The organism is Aliarcobacter cibarius (assembly GCF_013372265.1).
GTDB lineage: Bacteria > Campylobacterota > Campylobacteria > Campylobacterales > Arcobacteraceae > Aliarcobacter > Aliarcobacter cibarius.
Genome location: NZ_CP054051.1, coordinates 1,206,853 through 1,222,946, shown reverse-complemented (window position 1 = coordinate 1,222,946; position 16,094 = coordinate 1,206,853). Strand labels below are relative to the sequence as shown.

Below are 16,094 nucleotides of genomic sequence, written 5' to 3'. Positions count from 1 at the left end.
AAAAATTATGATAGGATAAAAGAAATTATAGAGGGTTTGTATGGAATTAAAAAGTGATTATTTAAGTGCTTCTACAATTTATGCTCAATTAGCTCAGAAAAAAAGCGAATTGGCTAGTATTGATAAAAAAGAATTTGAAAAATCAGCTTTTGAGAAAAAAGATAAAGTAGTTTTAGGTGAAAAAAACTATGATGAAAGTGATTATTCAAGAGTCGTAGAAAAATTTAAGTCAAAAGATAAAGAGATTAGAAATCATGAACAAATCCATGCTAACTTAGGGAAAAGTAGCAGTCCTATAAACTATAACTATCAAATGGGTCCGGATGGTAAGTTATATGCAATGGGTGGATATGTAAAGCTTGATGTATCTATGCCTACAGATCCAAAAGCTGCGATGGCAAAAATTGAACAGATAAAAAAAGCTTCTAGCTCACCTGATGATTTAAGTGCAGCTGATCTGGGAATAGCTCAAACTGCAAATTTAAATAAAATGCTTTTATTAAGCTTGAAAGGAGATGAAAATGAGAATAGATAACAATTTAGGAGCTATGGTTAGCTCTGCTTTACAACTTCAAGAAAATATTTCAAATATATCAGATGTTGCTAAAGTTGTTGGAGATCCTGCTCTTCAAGAAGTAAGTGGTGATTTAATAGAACAAGTTACTGGACAAATTCCAGAAATTATTTCATATAGTGCAAATGCAAAAAGTATAGAAGTGCAAAGCGCTGTAATGGATAGATTATTGGATTTAAAGGCTTAATATGTCATCTCTAAATGTGATTTGCCCACACTGTTTAAAAGTAAACAAGATCCCACAAAAAGATGGTTATACAAAAGCAAATTGTGGATCTTGTAAAAATTCTTTACTTGATACGACTCCAATAGAGGCTGATGAAAATAATATAGATCATATTTTAGCAAACTCTGATATTCCAGTAATTGTTGATTTTTGGGCGCCTTGGTGTGGACCTTGTAAAATGTTTGCTCCTATATTTAACCAAACAGCACAAAAATATCCTTTAAAAGCACTTTTTGTAAAAGTAAATACAGAGGCTTTACCAAATTTAGGTGCTAGATTCCAAATTAGATCTATACCTACTTTAGTTGTTTTTAAATCAGGATTAGAGAAAAAAAGAAACAGTGGAGCTTTAGATCCACTAAGATTAACTAGTTTTATAAACGAGTTTATATAAATATTAAAAAGTTTATAGAGAACGATTTTTCTTTATAAACTTTTTTAACTCTTCAAGCTCAAATTCATTGAAAACTTTTATTCCATTCTCTTCTAAAAGTCTTGCACTAAGACCTTTTTCTTCTATTAAATTTTCACTAAAAGTTCCATCATAAATACTATTATTCCCACAAGATGGAGACTTTGATTTAAATAGAGCAACTTTTATACCATTTTCCAAGCAAATATCAAGAGCTTTTTTAGCTCCTAACAAAAAATTAATAGTAACATCATTTTGTTCTATGTCTAACACTTTAAAAGGTTTACTATGACTTGTTATTTCAGCTTTATTTCTTGGAATTCCAAGTCCGCCAGCTACTTCTGGACAAATAGAAAATATTTCATTTTCACACATAATATCCATAAAAAGCTCTTTTTGACTGAACTTAAATTTTGGATTCATAGCAACACTTGAATTTAATCCATCATATCTTGTATCTTCACCTAAAAGACAAGATGAAACTAATATTTTCATATATTTTCATCTTCAATATTTAATTTTATATCTTTTAAATCTTTATAAAAAAATGTTGGAAGTTGTATATTACTAAATGCACTTTTCATTGAAACAAAAATTTTAGGATTTTGCTCTTCAAGTTTTGCTAGAAGCTCTTTTGTTGCAGCTCTTGCATGAGGCATTTTTACGTCAAATCTAAGCCCTGGACAAGCTTCATCTCCAATTACTCTAATTTCATTTGAAGCTGCAAATGCTCTTAGTTGTCTCTCTCTACAAAAGATTAAAGGTCTAATAACTTCTAAACCATTATTTGCAGTATATTTTGGAGGCATTGTTCTCATTGTTCCATTATAAAATAAATTCATAAAATACGACTCCATTGCATCGTCTAAATGGTGTCCTAATGCAACTTTATTGTATCCTTGTTCCAATGCTGTTGTATATAAATATCCTCTTCTCATTCTTGAGAAAAAAGAACAAAAAGATGAGTTTTTTCTTATTTTTTCACCAGCAAGATCAAAAATCTGAGTATCAATTATTTCATGTTCAATTCCATGCTCTTTACAATGATTACTTAAAAATTCTATTTGTTCACCCATTCCATAAGTAATTGTTACTGCTTTAAAATCAAATTTAAAAGGTGCTTTCTTTTTCATTCTATTTAAAGTATGAATTAGTGTTAGAGAATCTTTTCCTCCACTAAATCCAACCATAACTCTATCACCCTCTTTTATTAATCCAAATTCAGCATTTACTTTTGCTACATTTGAAGTTATTTTTTTGCTTATTTCTATCAATTTTAATATTCCTAAACTATATTTTTTTGCGATTATATCTAAAAAGTTTTAATAAACTATTTTAGTTAAAAACTATATAATCTATTTTAAAAGATTATTTAAAGAGTTAAGATGACCCTAGAAGAAGAAAAAATATTTATAGATAAACTAAAAGAAACTATTTTGCCAGTCGCAATCTACTTAAATGAAAACGAGATTAAAAGAATTATTGAAAATGTTGAAAATTCAAATGAAAATTTGCCTGCAGGGTTTGGAAAAATGCTTTATGAACAAATTATCATTTTAAAATATAATAGATTAAGTGAAAAATAATGAGAGAATTTATTACATATAAAAAATCTTTAGAGATTTTAGAAAATATCAAAATAACTCATTCCACAAAAAGATTATTTATCTCAGATGCAATTGGTTATATTTTAGCAAAAGATATTATTGCAGATCATAATAGTCCAGAATTTCCAACTTCAGGTATGGATGGCTATGCATTTAAATATGAAGATATAAATCAAGATTTTCTAGAAATAACAGATAAAAATCCTGCTGGTTTTGTAGTAGAAACTAATGTTGTAAATGGAACTTGTATAAAAACTTTTACAGGTTCACTAATGCCAAAAGGTAGTGATACATTAATCCCTATTGAAAATGTTGAAGTATCTGGAAATAAAATAAAAATTACAAAACCAGTTACAAAAGGGTTTGCTGTAAGAAAAATTGGTGAAAACTACAGAAAAGATGAAATTTTAATCCAAAAAGGTACTAAAATTGGATTTAGCGAAATTGGAGTATTAGCTTCATTAAATATCGTACAAATTGATGTTTATGTAAATCCAACTATCGCTGTTGCAAGTACAGGAAGTGAAATTTTAGACTTAGGTGTTGAAAAAACAAATGACTCTCAAATAAGAAGCTCAAATCATTTAACTTTAGAAGCTTTATTCAAATCAAATGGTGCAAATGTTTTGCAAATGGGACCAGTTGATGATAATCTTGAAAATATTACATACTTTTTTGAAAACTCTCTAAAAAATGCAGATATTGTTGTAACAACAGGTGGAGTTAGTGTTGGAGATTATGATTTAGTTCAAGATGTAATTAAAGATAAATTAAAAGCAGAAGTTCTTTTTCATGGTGTTTTAGTAAAACCTGGAATGCATATACTAGTTGCGCTAAAAGATGAAAAAATTATCGTAGCACTTCCAGGTTTTGCATATTCTTCTACTATTTGTGCAATTTTGTATGTTTTACCTCTAATTTATAAGTTTAGAAATTCAAATGAAAAACTTCCTTTTGTAAAAGCTAAAATTACTCAAGATTTTAGAAAATCTCAAGATAAAACTATTTTTACAGCTTGTAATGTAAAATATGAAAATAATGAGTATGTTATAGATTTTGTTGGTAAAAAAAGTGGAACTAGTGCTATTTTAACAAATATGCTCGGTAATCCTGCACTTTTAATACAAGAACAAAATAGTTCTGATATAAAAAATGGAGATTTAGTAGATATTCTTTTACTAAACAATTTAAAATAGTGTCAAAACAACTTTTTTATCCCCTAATTATTATTTCAATGATTTTTTGGGGAGCATCTTGGATTAGTACAAAAGTTCTTACAAATTACATTGATGCCTACGAAATGGTATTTTTAAGAATGGGGATTTGTTTTTTATCTATGGCTCCTATAATCGTTTTCTTAAAAATGAACTATAAATTAGATTTTAAAACGTTTGTACTGATTTTATTTGCTTCACTTTTTTTAGTTTTATACTCTATATTTATGTACTTTGGTGTTGAACATGGAACAGGAAGTTTAGGAGGAGCTATGGTTCCTTCAATGATTCCAATAATTACCTATATTTTTGTTGCTATTTTAAATAAAAAAACGATTAGTTTAAAGCACTCTTTTGCTTTAGTTTTAGGGGCATTTGGTGTTTTAAATATGATAAATATATACCAATTTGATATAGATGTTATTTTTAGTAAGTATAATATCTTTTTTATTGTTGCTTCAATGCTTTGGGCAATTCTAACAATTATTACTTCAAAGTCAACAAAAATAAATGCTTTTGTTTTTACAACTTACACTTATTTAATAGCTAGTTCTGTTTTATATTTTTTCTATGTTGATAGCTCAATTTTTACAAAAGTAATAAATTTTGACATAACTTTTTGGTTCAATATGTTTATAATCACTATTCTAAGCACAACTTTCGCAACTTCAATATATTTCTTTGGAGCAGCAAAATATGGAGCAAAAGAAGTATCTAGCTTTGTATTTTTAGTTCCAGCTAGTGCAATTATTATAGGAAGTCTATTTTTAGATGAGAAGATAGAATTTTCAACAATTATTGGTGTATTTTTTGCAATGATTGCAATATATATTTTAAATAATTTAAGCTTTCTTAAATTTTTTAAGAAAGCTTAAAAGTATTTTTTAATTTATAGCACAAGTTTTTAAATCTCCACTATAAAATCCTTTTTTTAAAGCTTCCATTCTTTGCTGTGAACTTCCATGAGTAAATGAATCAGGTACAACATATCCTTGTGATTGTTTTTGCAAGGTATCATCTCCAATAGCACTAGCTGCTCTTAATCCAGCTTCTAAATCACCCTCTTCTATTGAACCAAACATTTTTTTTGAATAGTATGCCCAAATTCCAGAATAGCAATCAGCTTGCAATTCAACTTTTACTTGTAAAACATTTTGTTCATTTTTTGAAAGAGAATTTTTTGCTTTTTCTACTTTATTTAAAGTTCCTAATAAATTCTGAACATGATGCCCTATTTCATGTGCTACAACATATGCTTGTGCAAATTCACCAGGAGCTTTATACTTTCTTGCTAACTCATCAAAAAATGATAAATCTAGATATACTTTTTTATCTAATGGACAATAAAAAGGTCCAACTTGAGAAGAAGCAAATCCACAACCACTATTTACAGCTCCTCTAAAAAGTACAAGTTTAGCATCACTATAAGATAGACCATTTTTTCTTAAAACTTCTCTCCAAATATCTTCTGTTTGTGCTAAAACAACACTTACAAACTCTGCTTGTCTATCATCAATTTGTTTATTTACAACTTTAGTTTGATTTGTTTGAGTAGAAACTCCTCCATCAATAAGAGATAAAGGATTTATTCCAAATACAAAATATAAAAGAACTCCTATAATTAGAATAATTCTTCCAATTTTTGTTCCTAAAAGAGTTCTAATAAGAGGCAAAAGACTTAAAATTGAGCCTCCACTTGTTCTAGATCCAAAGTTCTGAGTTTCATCCCGTCTATCTTCTACATTTGAGCTTCTTCTATTATCTTCCCATTTCATAACTCATATTCCTCTTTAATAAACTTATTATCAATCAATTTTGTTGGTTTTACACCTAAATCTAAAAATTTTTGACTTCTAGATATTAAGTTTCCTCTTCCACTACTTAATTTATTTATAGCTTTTTCATAAGAATCTTTACTTTTATCTATACTTTTTCCAATCTCTTCAAAATCATTTAAAAAACCAACAAATTTATCATATAAATCAGCCGCCTGTTTTGATATCTCTTTAGCATTTTCACTTTGTCTATTATCTTGCCAAAGATTTTCTATTACTTTTAAACTTGAATAAAGTGTTGTTGGAGAAACTATTACTATATTCGATTTTAATGCAGTTTCAAAAATAGTATTATTTTGCGACATTAAAAGTGAAAATGCACCTTCAATTGGAACAAACATCAAAACAAAATCTAAAGTCCTAAGAGATTCTAAACTCTCATATTTTTTAGAGCTAAGATCTTTTATATGATTTTTAATAGAAAAAATTAATCTATTTATATGCTCTTTTTTTTCACCTTCATCTTTACTATTGAAATAATCAATATAAGAATTTAAAGAGAGTTTTGAATCAATAATAACATCTTTATTTGTAGGAAGATGAACTATTACATCAGGTCTTAAAGTTTGTCCTTCACTATTTTTATATGAATTTTGAACTTTATACTCTAAATCTTTTCTAAGTCCCGATTGCTTTAGAATAGATTCTAAAATCATCTCTCCCCAATCCCCTTGAATTTTACTTTGTCCTTTTAGTGCATTTGCAAGATTATTTGCATCATTTGATATTTGATTATTTAATTCTTTTAGATTTTTTATCTCTGTTAAAAGAGATACTCTTTGTTTAGTTTCTTCCGTAAAAACTTCATTTACTCTATTACCAAATATATTTAATTGCGATTTAAATGGTTCTAAAATTTGATTTATATTTTGATTTGATTTTTTTGAATTTTCTTCAAAAATTTTTGAAGTAATATTCTCTATTTCCATTTTTAGGATATTTTGATTTTCTCTGTTTTGTGCTAAAGAAGTTTCTAAAAACTCTTTTTCTAACTCTAAAGTTTTTATTTTTGATTTATATTTTTCAGTTACAAAAAACAAAATAGCCACAAAAACTATAAAAATAATTGCGACTATTAAATAAAAGTTTGTACTTTCAAACTCTAAAATCATATAAATTTCTCTTTTTCAACATCGTATCCAAGCTCTTTGAATCTCTCAATCAAAGGTGGATGTGAATAGTAGAAAAAGATATAAAGTTTATGTGAATGAGGAAAAGATTTATTTTCATTTGCAAGTTTTAATAAAGCATTTACTAAATCTTCTTTACTTGATAAATTTGAACCAAAACTATCAGCTGCATATTCATTGTGTCTTGAAATTAATGAGATTAAAGGCATCAAGAAAAAGCTAAGAGCTGGTGAAAATATCAAAAATATTGCAATGATTGATGATGGTTCACTATTTAATCCAAGACTTAAAAATAACTCTTCATTTAAATTTCCAAAAATTGCAAAAAATATAAACATTACTAACCCGATAATTCCTATATTTTTTAAAATATCACCATTTTTAAAATGTCCTAATTCATGACCTAAAACAGCAAGAAGTTCATTATGTGTTAATTTTTCAACCAATGTATCAAATAAAACAACTCTTTTTGTACTTCCAAGTCCTCCAAAATAAGCATTTAATCTACTATCTCTTTTACTTGCATCAACGCTAAATACTCCACTACTTTTAAATCCAACTTCTTTTAAAAGATTATTGATTTTTTCTTCTAGAACACTGTCTTTTAATTTTTCAAATTTATCAAACATTTTATCTCTAATAACTGGATAAAGCATGTTTATTAAAATAATAACAGCAAAAATAAAGATAAATCCAAAAATCCACCAAAAAGGAAAATTTAAAATGATATATGAAATTCCAGCAACTACTAATGAACCAAAAATAAGCGTAAGTAAAGCAGATTTTATAGTATCTTTTAAATATAAAGCTGGTGTCATATTTGAAAAACCATATTTTTTATCTAATTTAAAAGTTTGATAAAGTGAAAATGGTAAAGTAAAAATATAATTTACGACTATGAAAAGGTTTATAAAAATAACAGCTTTTAGAATTTGTGAATCAGTTACTATTTGACTATCCAAAAATTTAAGTCCAAACCCCAACCAAAAAACAAATATAATAAAATCAAAAAATGTACTAACAATTGCTAATTTTTCTTTATCAATACTATAATTTGCAGCCTCATAATATTTTTTAGTACTTAAAATAACTGCTCTTTTTTTCATACTATCTTTTACAAAACCAATTTGCATAAAAGATGTATAAATTGTAAAGAAAAAATATAAACAATATGCTATAACAAAAAATTGTAACAAAATTAATCCTTTAATAAAATTTAAGTATATATTTTATTCAAACTTTGCTACAAAATCTTTTAATTTTCCAACTAATTTCCAATCTTTAATAAAATATGCCATATCTATATTCTCTTCAAAAGATTTTTTTGTGAAATTCAAACTTCCAATTAGTGCTAGCTTATTATCAAAAAGCATCATTTTTAAATGCATTTTTTTATCTTCAACCAAAATAACATTTATATTTGCCTCTATTAGCATATTATAAACTTCATCATCTTCTTCTACTTTTGTTTTATCTAGTAAAACTGTAATTTTTGTACCATTTTTAGAGGCTTTAATCAAATCTTTTGCAATACTTTTGTACGAAAAATTATACATAGCAACAAATATAGATTCTTTTGAAGTTAAAATCTCATATCTAATTTTTTCTTTTAGATAATTAGAATCTTCAGGTAAAATGTATGCTTCATTTGAATATAAATTCAATACAAAAAATAGTATAAGTAAAATCTTTTTCATTCTTAATTCTCCAAAATTTCAAATATCTTTGATGGAATTTTTGCTGGTTTTCCACTTTTTAAAAATGCTAACTTGAACTCCGCTTCAAAAATAAGCTCATTTTGTCTAAAAATTTCTTGTTTCATAATAATTGAAGCAGCTTTTTTTTCTATTAATCTAGTATTTATATCCAAAATATCTGCAAATTTCGCAGATTTTATCCAGTTTGCTTTACATGATTTAACTACAAAAAATTCACTATTTGAATGAGGAAGTAAACCTTTTTTAAAAAAAAGTTCACTTCTTGCTCTTTCACAAAAATTTAAATAATTTGAGTGATAAACCATATCTCCACAATCTGTATCTTCGTAATAAACTCTTATTTGCATTATATAAACCCCTTAAAATAGTACTTCTTAGTTTATTTATTTAAAAAAGGGACAAAAAAAGGAACAATCTTAGATAAATTATTCAATCTTTCATCATCATTTTCTTTTATGAATTTTGTATAAACTTTTAATGTTATTGATATATCTTTATGCCCTAACATTCTTGAAACCCAAAGAATATTTTGACCTTGACTAATCATCATACTTGCAAATGTATGTCTTAGATTATATAGTTTTCTTTCTTTAATATTTATGTCCATCAAAAGCTCTTTAAACCTTTTAGCGATGATATCGTGAGAATAGAAAGGCTTATTAAAACTTGATAACAATAAATATTTATTATTACCAGTTTCGGCTTAATTAAAAAAAATGGGGTCTGAATTATTCTTTTTTCTTATAGCTAACTAAGTAATCATCAACAATCTTTAACTTCAAACTTTTACTCAAACCTCTATGTATTTTTATTAATATTTTCAATGGAGAAAATACTCCACCCTCAATTAAATTTGTTGTATTTGAAAGATTTAATTTCTTATAATTTTTATAGGTAAAAAGATATGGTAAATTATTTCTAATACTACGATAAGCAGCTACAAGTTTTTTATGAGTATATGAACTTTTTTGACTATCAGGATGAATAGTAATTTCATCTAAAAAAGATTTATATTTTATATACCAAATATCCAATGCTTTTGTAAATCTATTCTCATCACTATATTTTAATCTAGTCATAATTTTCTTTAACTCTTGGCTAGCTTCTAGTTTTGGATGTAATGTTATATATCTTTGAATAATACGTTTCTGATGGAAATGACACATTTGTACTGGATAATCTTTAAATACGCTGTTAACACCTCTCTTACCATATATTGTTACAGATAAAATTGTATATCCTAGATTCAATAATTCAACAAGTAAGTATTTATAATCATCTACTCTTTCTGTTTGTATATGTTTCCAAATTAATATCTCATGAGTGATACTATCCATAAAAACTAAAGTACCCAACTTATCTTTTCTCTTACCATAGAAAGTTGCATCACATATTAAATTTACTGCTCTTGGATTATGTACCTTTGCAATAGGAAGATATTCTTTAATTTTATAATGAACCCATTGGATAGATTTATTGTATTTAGTAGCTAAATCTTGTAAAGTTTGTCTATGATAAACATACTCTTTGAAAAGAGAATTTTCTAGTTTTTCAGGTCTTCTTTTTGATTGAAATTTTTTACCACAATTATTACATTGATAACGTTGAATTTCATTTCTTTTACCAATCTTTTTTGTGTTTTTTGATAAGCATTTTGGACATATTTTACTATTTTTTTACAGACATCTGTAGATAATCCTTTTTAAACAACCATAGTATCGAAGCTAGCTTAACTTTTCAGACCCCATTTTTTTTAATTAAGCCTGAAATTACTATTCATCCTGATAGTCAAAAAAGTTCATATACTCATAAAAAACTTGTAGCTGCTTATCGTAGTATTAGAAATAATTTACCATATCTTTTTACCTATAAAAATTATAAGAAATTAAATCTTTCAAATACAACAAATTTAATTGAGGGTGGAGTATTTTCTCCATTGAAAATATTAATAAAAATACATAGAGGTTTGAGTAAAAGTTTGAAGTTAAAGATTGTTGATGATTACTTAGTTAGCTATAAGAAAAAAGAATAATTCAGACCCCATTTTTTTTAATTAAGCCTTTTTTTTGGATCCATTTTTACTTCTTTCAAAATTTTTTAACTTTATTATTTACTATGCTGAAATAAAAAAATCATCTACATTAACATCATCTTTTATGAGACCTATTGTTTTATAATTATCGATAATTTTATTTATTTGTACGTCACCTTAATTTGGAAAATTAATAATTATTTCTTTTACTCCATTTATAATAAATTGAGTTCCCATACAAACAAGTAAAAAACCCATTATTTTAGATATTGCATCTACTCCATTTTCTCCAATTAATTTCATAATTGAATCTGCGCTTCTTAAACTTAACCACAAAATAATACTCAATAAAAGAGGAACAACTATAGATGATACATGTATAATCCAATCAGGTGTGTCAATTTGACCACTACTTACAGTTGATGCGGCACTAATAACCATAGCAATCGTTCCTGGACCTGCGGTAGTTGGCATTGCAATTGGAACAAAAGCAATATTTTCAGATTCTTCATTTTGCCCATCATGAACTTTTTTTGCAATAAATAACATTCTAAAACCAATATAAGCAACTATCAATCCACCTGCAATTCTAAGTCCCGGAATTGAAATACCAAAAGTCCTCATAATAAATTGTCCAAAATAAAATGATAGTACGATTATAAAAAATACATAAATTGATGCAAGTAATGCTTGTCTATCTTTAGCTTGTTTCGTCATATTTGAAGATAATATAATAAACAACGCAACTGTTGATACAGGATTTACTAATGGTACTAATATTAATAATCCTAAAACAATATTATTAAATAATTCAATCACCTATTTCCTTTATAGTTTTAAAAACTTATTCTTATTTTTAAATTTTATGCTAACAAACCAATAATTGAACTTAACTTATTAAAATTTTATTTATTAAATAAATATTACTTTAGGAAAAATATTACTTTCATCTTACAAATTAGTATTAAAATTCAATTATAAATTATAAGGATTTTATAATGCTACCATATGTATTAAATTCTGATTCTGTTTCAATATTGATTGATTCTGATGTAGTTGTAATATACAAAACCGATAAAAATTATGATAAGATTGTTAAGAATCTCAAATTAAAAAATTGGAATATAGTAAGAACATTAATTAAATATGATTAAAAGTATAAATAACTATGAATATTCTATTAATTGAAGATGATATAACATTAAACGATACAATCGCTGAATATCTTAAATTTAAAGGTGATGACATTGAATCACTTGAAGATGGCGATAAAGCAATAGAAATTATTGACAGCAAAGTTTTTGATTTATATATCATTGATATTAATATTCCTAACATAAATGGATTGGATTTACTAAAATATATTCGTCAAAAAGATACAAAAACTCCAATTATTATAATTACTGCCTCTCTTGAATTAGAAAATTTTAAAACTGCTTATAAAAGTGGTTGTGATGATTATATTAAAAAGCCTTTTTATCTAGAAGAATTAGATATAAGAATAAATAAGCTAATGTCAAAAAAATTTGATAGAAATAATATTATAAAAATCTCAAATTCAATTTCTTTTGACATGGAATATGAAGAATTAATTGTTGATGGAATTATTAAAAGACTTAGAAAAAAAGAAAGAAGATTACTCTCATTGTTATTACAAAATGTAAATAATACTGTTACTAATGAAATGATTGAAAATTATGTTTGGGAAAATGAGATAAAAGAATCTTACCCAATTAGACAATTAATTAATGATTTAAGAAAAGTTTTTGATAATGGTGAAAAATTCATTTTTATGGAAAGAGGATTAGGATACAGATTTGAAATTAAAGACTAAAATATATTTATTCCAAATTATTTTATCCACTATACTTTTTCTATTTTTAGTATTAAACTATTTCTCATATATACATCAATATAAAAAAGATATAAATGAGCATATAAATGAAGAAATAATTATTCATAAAAAACAGATATTATCATCAATAAATATTGCAAACGTCGAGTTTGGAAAGAAAGAACAACTTTTTTATGACATTCATAACGAAGCTTTAAATATTTTAAAAAACAATATAAATTTAGATTTAGAAGAGCTACAAAAAATATTAAAAAGTAGATTTCAACTAAAAGATCATATGAAAATTCAAATCTATTTAATAGACAAAAATTATACTATTTATAAAACTACATTTCCAAAAGATTTAGGATTTAATCTATCAATAGCAGCTGATGCAAAAGGTTATCTAGATAAAACATCAATTGATAATAAAATTTATGTATCAGATTTTGCTTCAACTGATTCAATGAACATGGAATACAAGCTTTATACCTATTCAAAACTTATTGAAGGCAAATATCTAGAACTTGGTTTTGTAGATACTAGACTAAACAACTATGCACTATCAATTGAAAATATTAATTTTAATTCAAAAATAAAAATTTATAATGTAGGAAAAAATGACACCGAATACTACTATTATGAAATGGATTTGCAAAATTATTATGAAAATAAGGAAGAGTTTTTTAAAACTGTAAAACGTTTTTCACTCGAACAATCAAATGATGACCTTATTTTAAATACATTAAAAAACAATAAACAAATTATTATAGATAATGGAAATATACAAACTGTTTATATAAATATTTTTGATGATAATATGTATAACATTTTAGGTTTTGAAAATTTTATTATGCAACTAGATATAAATATTAGCGATAAAAAAAAGTTCATGCAAAATTATGAATATATGTTTTTAATAACTTTAATAACAATATCAATATTACTAATTATTATGTATATTTTTATTAAAAAATATTTTACACTGCCTATTAATACAATAAGAGAAAGTCTAATAAATTCACAAAAAATCGAAGATGATTCAATTTTATTATCAAATGACGAGTTATCTGATATTTCAAAAATATATAATAAACTTTATGAAAAATTATCAAATGAGATAAATCTAAATTCAAATCTTTTAAAAGAAAATAAAAGATTTATTGCAGATACAGTTCATCAAATAAGAACACCTCTTACAAATATAATGATGAATGCTGAAATGGTTAAAAAATTACAAAAAGATAGCTCTCTTTACTCTTTTATTGATAAAATCGACGCTTCAGTTAATATGCTTTCAAACTCTTATGAAGATTTAGCTTATATAACAACATCTGATACTTTTGAATATGCAGCTGCAAAAATCAATTTAACTCATATATTAAAAGATAGGATTAGATTTTTTTCAACGATATCAAAAGTTAGTAAGAAAGAAATTGAATCAAATATAGAAGATAATATATTTATTAATATTAACCAAATAGAAGTAGAAAGAATAATAGATAATAATATTTCAAATGCAATAAAATATGCGACAAAAAATGAATTAATTACAATAAATCTTTACAAAAATAATGATAAGTTAATTTTAGAATTTAAATCATTTGGTAATGCAATCAAAAACAAAGATAGAATTTTTGATAAAAATTACAGAGAAGATGAAGGGAAAAGAGGCTTAGGTTTGGGATTAAATATGGTTAAAAATATCTGTGATAAATATGGAATATTATATGAAGTATCATATTTAAATAATCAAAATATTTTTACATACAATTTATCAAATCTAAAAAGCTAGAGATATTTATCTCTAGCTAAAAATCCTTTTTTAACAAGTTAAATCAGCTGGCATATCTATGAATAATACATGACTTTTAGTAACTGGTGAAATTGTTATTTTATCTTCACAAGTAATTTCCATTGCATCACCAAAATCTAATGTTACTCCATTTATATTTGCACAACCTTCAATTTGCATAAAATAAACTTGTCTATCTTTTTTTATTTCAAATTCAAGTTCTTTATCTAATTCACTTACATAAATATTAACATCTTGATAGATTTTAATAGGGCTATTCCCATCTTGACTTGATACTATATTTAAGAATTTATTATATCTTTGAGCCTCTTCATATTTATGTGAACCATAAAGTCTTGGAAGCCCTGCTTTTGGAGGAATAATCCACATTTGTAAAAGTCTTAAATCTTTACTTTTATGTAAGTTTTTTTCACTATGATATATTCCATCGCCAGCGCTTAGATATTGAACTTCTCCTCTTCTTAAAGTTTCACTATTTCCCATAGAATCTTTATGAGTAATTTCACCATCAACGATATAAGAAATAATCTCCATATTTGAATGAGGATGAGTTCCAAATCCAGTTTCTGGATGTATTAAATCATCATTCAGCACTCGTAAACACCCAAAGTTAATATTCTTTGGATTTCTATATTCAGCAAAACTAAAATGAAAACGACTTTGTAACCAACCTAAATCAGATGTTCCCATATTCTCTTTTGGTAATTTTTTCAACATATTTACTTCTTTATATTATTTATAAATTCAACAAAGATATTTTCTAAAGTTACATCATCACACTTATTTTGGTAAGTTGTGAGAATCTCTTTAGTCATAACATTAGCACCAAGTTTTGTAAATTGTACTCTTAATCCATTTAATAAATCAACTCCATTCCCACCTGAATGTGTTGCTAATTGAATAGCTCTTGAATCAAATAGTTTTCTAAAATCATCACCAATTCTTGAAACCCAAGCAATAGTATTTACAAGTACTGGAGAAACACTAAAATTGTATTCAGGAGATACAAGTTCCTTATCTACAAAATCATAATCTGTTTTATTTACTATATCTTTTTCTTTTGCTCCATATAACTCTTCAAATCTTTTATTACAAGAGATATAAACCCCTTTAGGATCTTTTATCCATAATAAATCTGGTGCATTATCAAAAACAGCTTTTAATTTATCATGTTCATTTTCTGCTTTTAGTTTTGCTAATGTTAACTCGGTTATATCTTGTACAGCACCTTTTGAATAAAGAGCAACTCCTTTTTCATCAAACTGTGTTACACACTCATCTTTTACCCATTTTACTCTTCCATCATTCATTAACAATCTATGTATTTGTTTATATACTGTTTGATTTTTGATAGAAGTTAGGTAAGCTTCTCTAACCATTTGTTTATCTTCAGGATGAACTTTATCTAAGAAATTATCATAAGTCGGAGTAAAAATATTTTTATCTAACTCAAATATATTATATACTTCATCTGTCCAAGATAAAACATTAGTTTTTAAATCATATTCCCAAAGACCAATATGTGATAATTTCTGCAGAGTTTCAAGCTGATTTTTATATTCGTATCTATCCATATTTACCTAATCATATTTTTATGAACTATTATACTACAGAAATTAATAAATAATAATTTCTATTAATTGGAAAATGTATTTTATTTATTACTGTTACTATTATTCAATAAGTAATGAAATAG

20 protein-coding genes and 1 pseudogene are annotated in these 16,094 nt (G+C 25.5%); 9 read left to right on the top strand and 12 right to left on the bottom strand.

From position 1 onward, the window contains the following. Positions 1–40 precede the first annotated feature (40 nt). Genes ACBT_RS06045 through trxC form a run of 3 tightly spaced genes read left to right on the top strand, consistent with a single transcriptional unit; the run spans position 41 to position 1,194 of the window. Positions 41–535: a putative metalloprotease CJM1_0395 family protein gene (locus ACBT_RS06045; RefSeq protein WP_024775364.1), complete on the top strand. Its 495-nt coding sequence runs from the start codon at positions 41–43 to the stop codon at positions 533–535. Next, positions 522–761 (top strand): hypothetical protein, encoded by a 240-nt coding sequence (locus tag ACBT_RS06040; protein ID WP_024775363.1) that lies wholly within the window; start codon positions 522–524, stop codon positions 759–761. Before ACBT_RS06045 ends, ACBT_RS06040 begins: the two co-directional genes overlap by 14 nt. Position 762: 1 nt before the next feature. Beyond that, positions 763–1,194 carry a thioredoxin TrxC gene (gene trxC, locus ACBT_RS06035; protein ID WP_024775362.1) on the top strand — a complete coding sequence of 144 codons (432 nt, stop codon included), beginning with the start codon at positions 763–765 and terminating at the stop codon, positions 1,192–1,194. Positions 1,195–1,206: 12 nt separating this feature from the next. Here the strand turns inward: trxC and ACBT_RS06030 are convergent, their stop codons facing one another. Next, positions 1,207–1,707, bottom strand: coding sequence for a DUF523 domain-containing protein (locus tag ACBT_RS06030; RefSeq protein ID WP_024775361.1), 501 nt, complete (start codon positions 1,705–1,707; stop codon positions 1,207–1,209). Then, entirely contained in the window at positions 1,704–2,486 is a 783-nt protein-coding gene (locus ACBT_RS06025) for an ATP-binding protein (RefSeq protein ID WP_024775360.1), read from the bottom strand. The genes ACBT_RS06030 and ACBT_RS06025 overlap by 4 nt, the downstream gene beginning before the upstream one ends. A gap of 111 nt (positions 2,487–2,597) precedes the next feature. Here ACBT_RS06025 and ACBT_RS06020 point away from each other — a divergent pair, with 111 nt between their 5' ends. The 3 genes from ACBT_RS06020 to ACBT_RS06010 are packed head-to-tail and all read left to right on the top strand — an operon-like array spanning position 2,598 to position 4,908. Continuing rightward, a complete protein-coding gene (locus ACBT_RS06020; protein WP_024775359.1) occupies positions 2,598–2,798 on the top strand; it encodes a hypothetical protein in 201 nt (66 codons plus the stop codon). Continuing rightward, positions 2,798–4,015, top strand: a complete 1,218-nt coding sequence (locus tag ACBT_RS06015) for a molybdopterin molybdotransferase MoeA (RefSeq protein WP_024775358.1) — start codon at positions 2,798–2,800, stop codon at positions 4,013–4,015. Before ACBT_RS06020 ends, ACBT_RS06015 begins: the two co-directional genes overlap by 1 nt. Next, positions 4,015–4,908, top strand: a complete 894-nt coding sequence (locus ACBT_RS06010; RefSeq protein ID WP_024775357.1) for a DMT family transporter — start codon at positions 4,015–4,017, stop codon at positions 4,906–4,908. Before ACBT_RS06015 ends, ACBT_RS06010 begins: the two co-directional genes overlap by 1 nt. 9 nt (positions 4,909–4,917) lie before the next feature. On the opposite strand, the gene ypfJ is transcribed toward ACBT_RS06010, so the two are convergent. The 8 genes and pseudogenes from ypfJ to ACBT_RS05970 all read right to left on the bottom strand — a co-directional run bounded on the left by ypfJ (position 4,918) and on the right by ACBT_RS05970 (position 11,567). Then, the gene (gene ypfJ, locus ACBT_RS06005) at positions 4,918–5,808 is read right to left on the bottom strand and encodes a KPN_02809 family neutral zinc metallopeptidase (RefSeq protein ID WP_024775356.1); all 891 of its coding nucleotides are present in this window, start codon (positions 5,806–5,808) and stop codon (positions 4,918–4,920) included. Next, the gene (locus ACBT_RS06000; RefSeq protein ID WP_024775355.1) at positions 5,805–6,980 is read right to left on the bottom strand and encodes a DNA recombination protein RmuC; all 1,176 of its coding nucleotides are present in this window, start codon (positions 6,978–6,980) and stop codon (positions 5,805–5,807) included. The genes ypfJ and ACBT_RS06000 overlap by 4 nt, the downstream gene beginning before the upstream one ends. Next, the gene (locus ACBT_RS05995; RefSeq protein WP_024775354.1) at positions 6,977–8,194 is read right to left on the bottom strand and encodes a M48 family metallopeptidase; all 1,218 of its coding nucleotides are present in this window, start codon (positions 8,192–8,194) and stop codon (positions 6,977–6,979) included. The genes ACBT_RS06000 and ACBT_RS05995 overlap by 4 nt, the downstream gene beginning before the upstream one ends. A gap of 33 nt (positions 8,195–8,227) precedes the next feature. Beyond that, positions 8,228–8,695, bottom strand: coding sequence for a phospholipase D-like domain-containing protein (locus ACBT_RS05990; protein WP_024775353.1), 468 nt, complete (start codon positions 8,693–8,695; stop codon positions 8,228–8,230). Between the two features lie 2 nt (positions 8,696–8,697). Continuing rightward, positions 8,698–9,063, bottom strand: coding sequence for a YbgC/FadM family acyl-CoA thioesterase (locus tag ACBT_RS05985; RefSeq protein WP_024775352.1), 366 nt, complete (start codon positions 9,061–9,063; stop codon positions 8,698–8,700). A gap of 32 nt (positions 9,064–9,095) precedes the next feature. Further along, positions 9,096–9,398, bottom strand: a pseudogene (locus tag ACBT_RS05980) (tyrosine-type recombinase/integrase); the annotation flags it as partial. 46 nt (positions 9,399–9,444) lie between these two features. Then, positions 9,445–10,380: an IS256 family transposase, variant Zn-binding type gene (locus tag ACBT_RS05975; RefSeq protein WP_456057509.1), complete on the bottom strand. Its 936-nt coding sequence runs from the start codon at positions 10,378–10,380 to the stop codon at positions 9,445–9,447. A 545-nt stretch (positions 10,381–10,925) separates the two neighbouring features. After that, a complete protein-coding gene (locus tag ACBT_RS05970) occupies positions 10,926–11,567 on the bottom strand; it encodes a MarC family NAAT transporter (RefSeq protein WP_024775349.1) in 642 nt (213 codons plus the stop codon). 179 nt (positions 11,568–11,746) lie between these two features. On the opposite strand from ACBT_RS05970, the gene ACBT_RS05965 reads away from it, so the two are divergent. The 3 genes from ACBT_RS05965 to ACBT_RS05955 are packed head-to-tail and all read left to right on the top strand — an operon-like array spanning position 11,747 to position 14,377. Continuing rightward, positions 11,747–11,902, top strand: a complete 156-nt coding sequence (locus ACBT_RS05965; protein WP_157833404.1) for a hypothetical protein — start codon at positions 11,747–11,749, stop codon at positions 11,900–11,902. A 14-nt stretch (positions 11,903–11,916) separates the two neighbouring features. After that, on the top strand, positions 11,917–12,582 hold the full coding sequence (locus ACBT_RS05960) for a response regulator transcription factor (protein WP_024775348.1): 666 nt from the start codon (positions 11,917–11,919) through the stop codon (positions 12,580–12,582). Next, complete coding sequence (locus ACBT_RS05955; RefSeq protein WP_024775347.1) at positions 12,566–14,377, top strand: sensor histidine kinase; 1,812 nt, start codon at positions 12,566–12,568, stop codon at positions 14,375–14,377. Before ACBT_RS05960 ends, ACBT_RS05955 begins: the two co-directional genes overlap by 17 nt. A 30-nt stretch (positions 14,378–14,407) precedes the next feature. Here ACBT_RS05955 and ACBT_RS05950 read toward each other — a convergent pair whose 3' ends face one another. Both ACBT_RS05950 and ACBT_RS05945 read right to left on the bottom strand, forming a co-directional pair. Beyond that, positions 14,408–15,115 carry a pirin family protein gene (locus ACBT_RS05950; protein WP_024775346.1) on the bottom strand — a complete coding sequence of 236 codons (708 nt, stop codon included), beginning with the start codon at positions 15,113–15,115 and terminating at the stop codon, positions 14,408–14,410. Between the two features lie 2 nt (positions 15,116–15,117). Then, on the bottom strand, positions 15,118–15,972 hold the full coding sequence (locus tag ACBT_RS05945; RefSeq protein ID WP_176325390.1) for a PAS domain-containing protein: 855 nt from the start codon (positions 15,970–15,972) through the stop codon (positions 15,118–15,120). Positions 15,973–16,094 lie beyond the last annotated feature (122 nt).

What these genes read in the sequence shown, in the direction of transcription:
- ACBT_RS05945 (WP_176325390.1), bottom strand. Translation starts at nt 15,972, where the DNA reads ATGGATAGATACGAATATAAAAATCAGCTTGAAACTCTGCAGAAATTA.
- ACBT_RS06030 (WP_024775361.1), bottom strand. Translation starts at nt 1,707, where the DNA reads ATGAAAATATTAGTTTCATCTTGTCTTTTAGGTGAAGATACAAGATAT.
- ACBT_RS05985 (WP_024775352.1), bottom strand. Translation starts at nt 9,063, where the DNA reads ATGCAAATAAGAGTTTATTACGAAGATACAGATTGTGGAGATATGGTT.
- ACBT_RS05965 (WP_157833404.1), top strand. Translation starts at nt 11,747, where the DNA reads ATGCTACCATATGTATTAAATTCTGATTCTGTTTCAATATTGATTGAT.
- ACBT_RS06015 (WP_024775358.1), top strand. Translation starts at nt 2,798, where the DNA reads ATGAGAGAATTTATTACATATAAAAAATCTTTAGAGATTTTAGAAAAT.
- ACBT_RS06040 (WP_024775363.1), top strand. Translation starts at nt 522, where the DNA reads ATGAGAATAGATAACAATTTAGGAGCTATGGTTAGCTCTGCTTTACAA.
- trxC (WP_024775362.1), top strand. Translation starts at nt 763, where the DNA reads ATGTCATCTCTAAATGTGATTTGCCCACACTGTTTAAAAGTAAACAAG.
- ACBT_RS06020 (WP_024775359.1), top strand. Translation starts at nt 2,598, where the DNA reads ATGACCCTAGAAGAAGAAAAAATATTTATAGATAAACTAAAAGAAACT.
- ACBT_RS05990 (WP_024775353.1), bottom strand. Translation starts at nt 8,695, where the DNA reads ATGAAAAAGATTTTACTTATACTATTTTTTGTATTGAATTTATATTCA.
- ACBT_RS05950 (WP_024775346.1), bottom strand. Translation starts at nt 15,115, where the DNA reads ATGTTGAAAAAATTACCAAAAGAGAATATGGGAACATCTGATTTAGGT.
- ACBT_RS06000 (WP_024775355.1), bottom strand. Translation starts at nt 6,980, where the DNA reads ATGATTTTAGAGTTTGAAAGTACAAACTTTTATTTAATAGTCGCAATT.
- ypfJ (WP_024775356.1), bottom strand. Translation starts at nt 5,808, where the DNA reads ATGAAATGGGAAGATAATAGAAGAAGCTCAAATGTAGAAGATAGACGG.
- ACBT_RS05960 (WP_024775348.1), top strand. Translation starts at nt 11,917, where the DNA reads ATGAATATTCTATTAATTGAAGATGATATAACATTAAACGATACAATC.
- ACBT_RS06045 (WP_024775364.1), top strand. Translation starts at nt 41, where the DNA reads ATGGAATTAAAAAGTGATTATTTAAGTGCTTCTACAATTTATGCTCAA.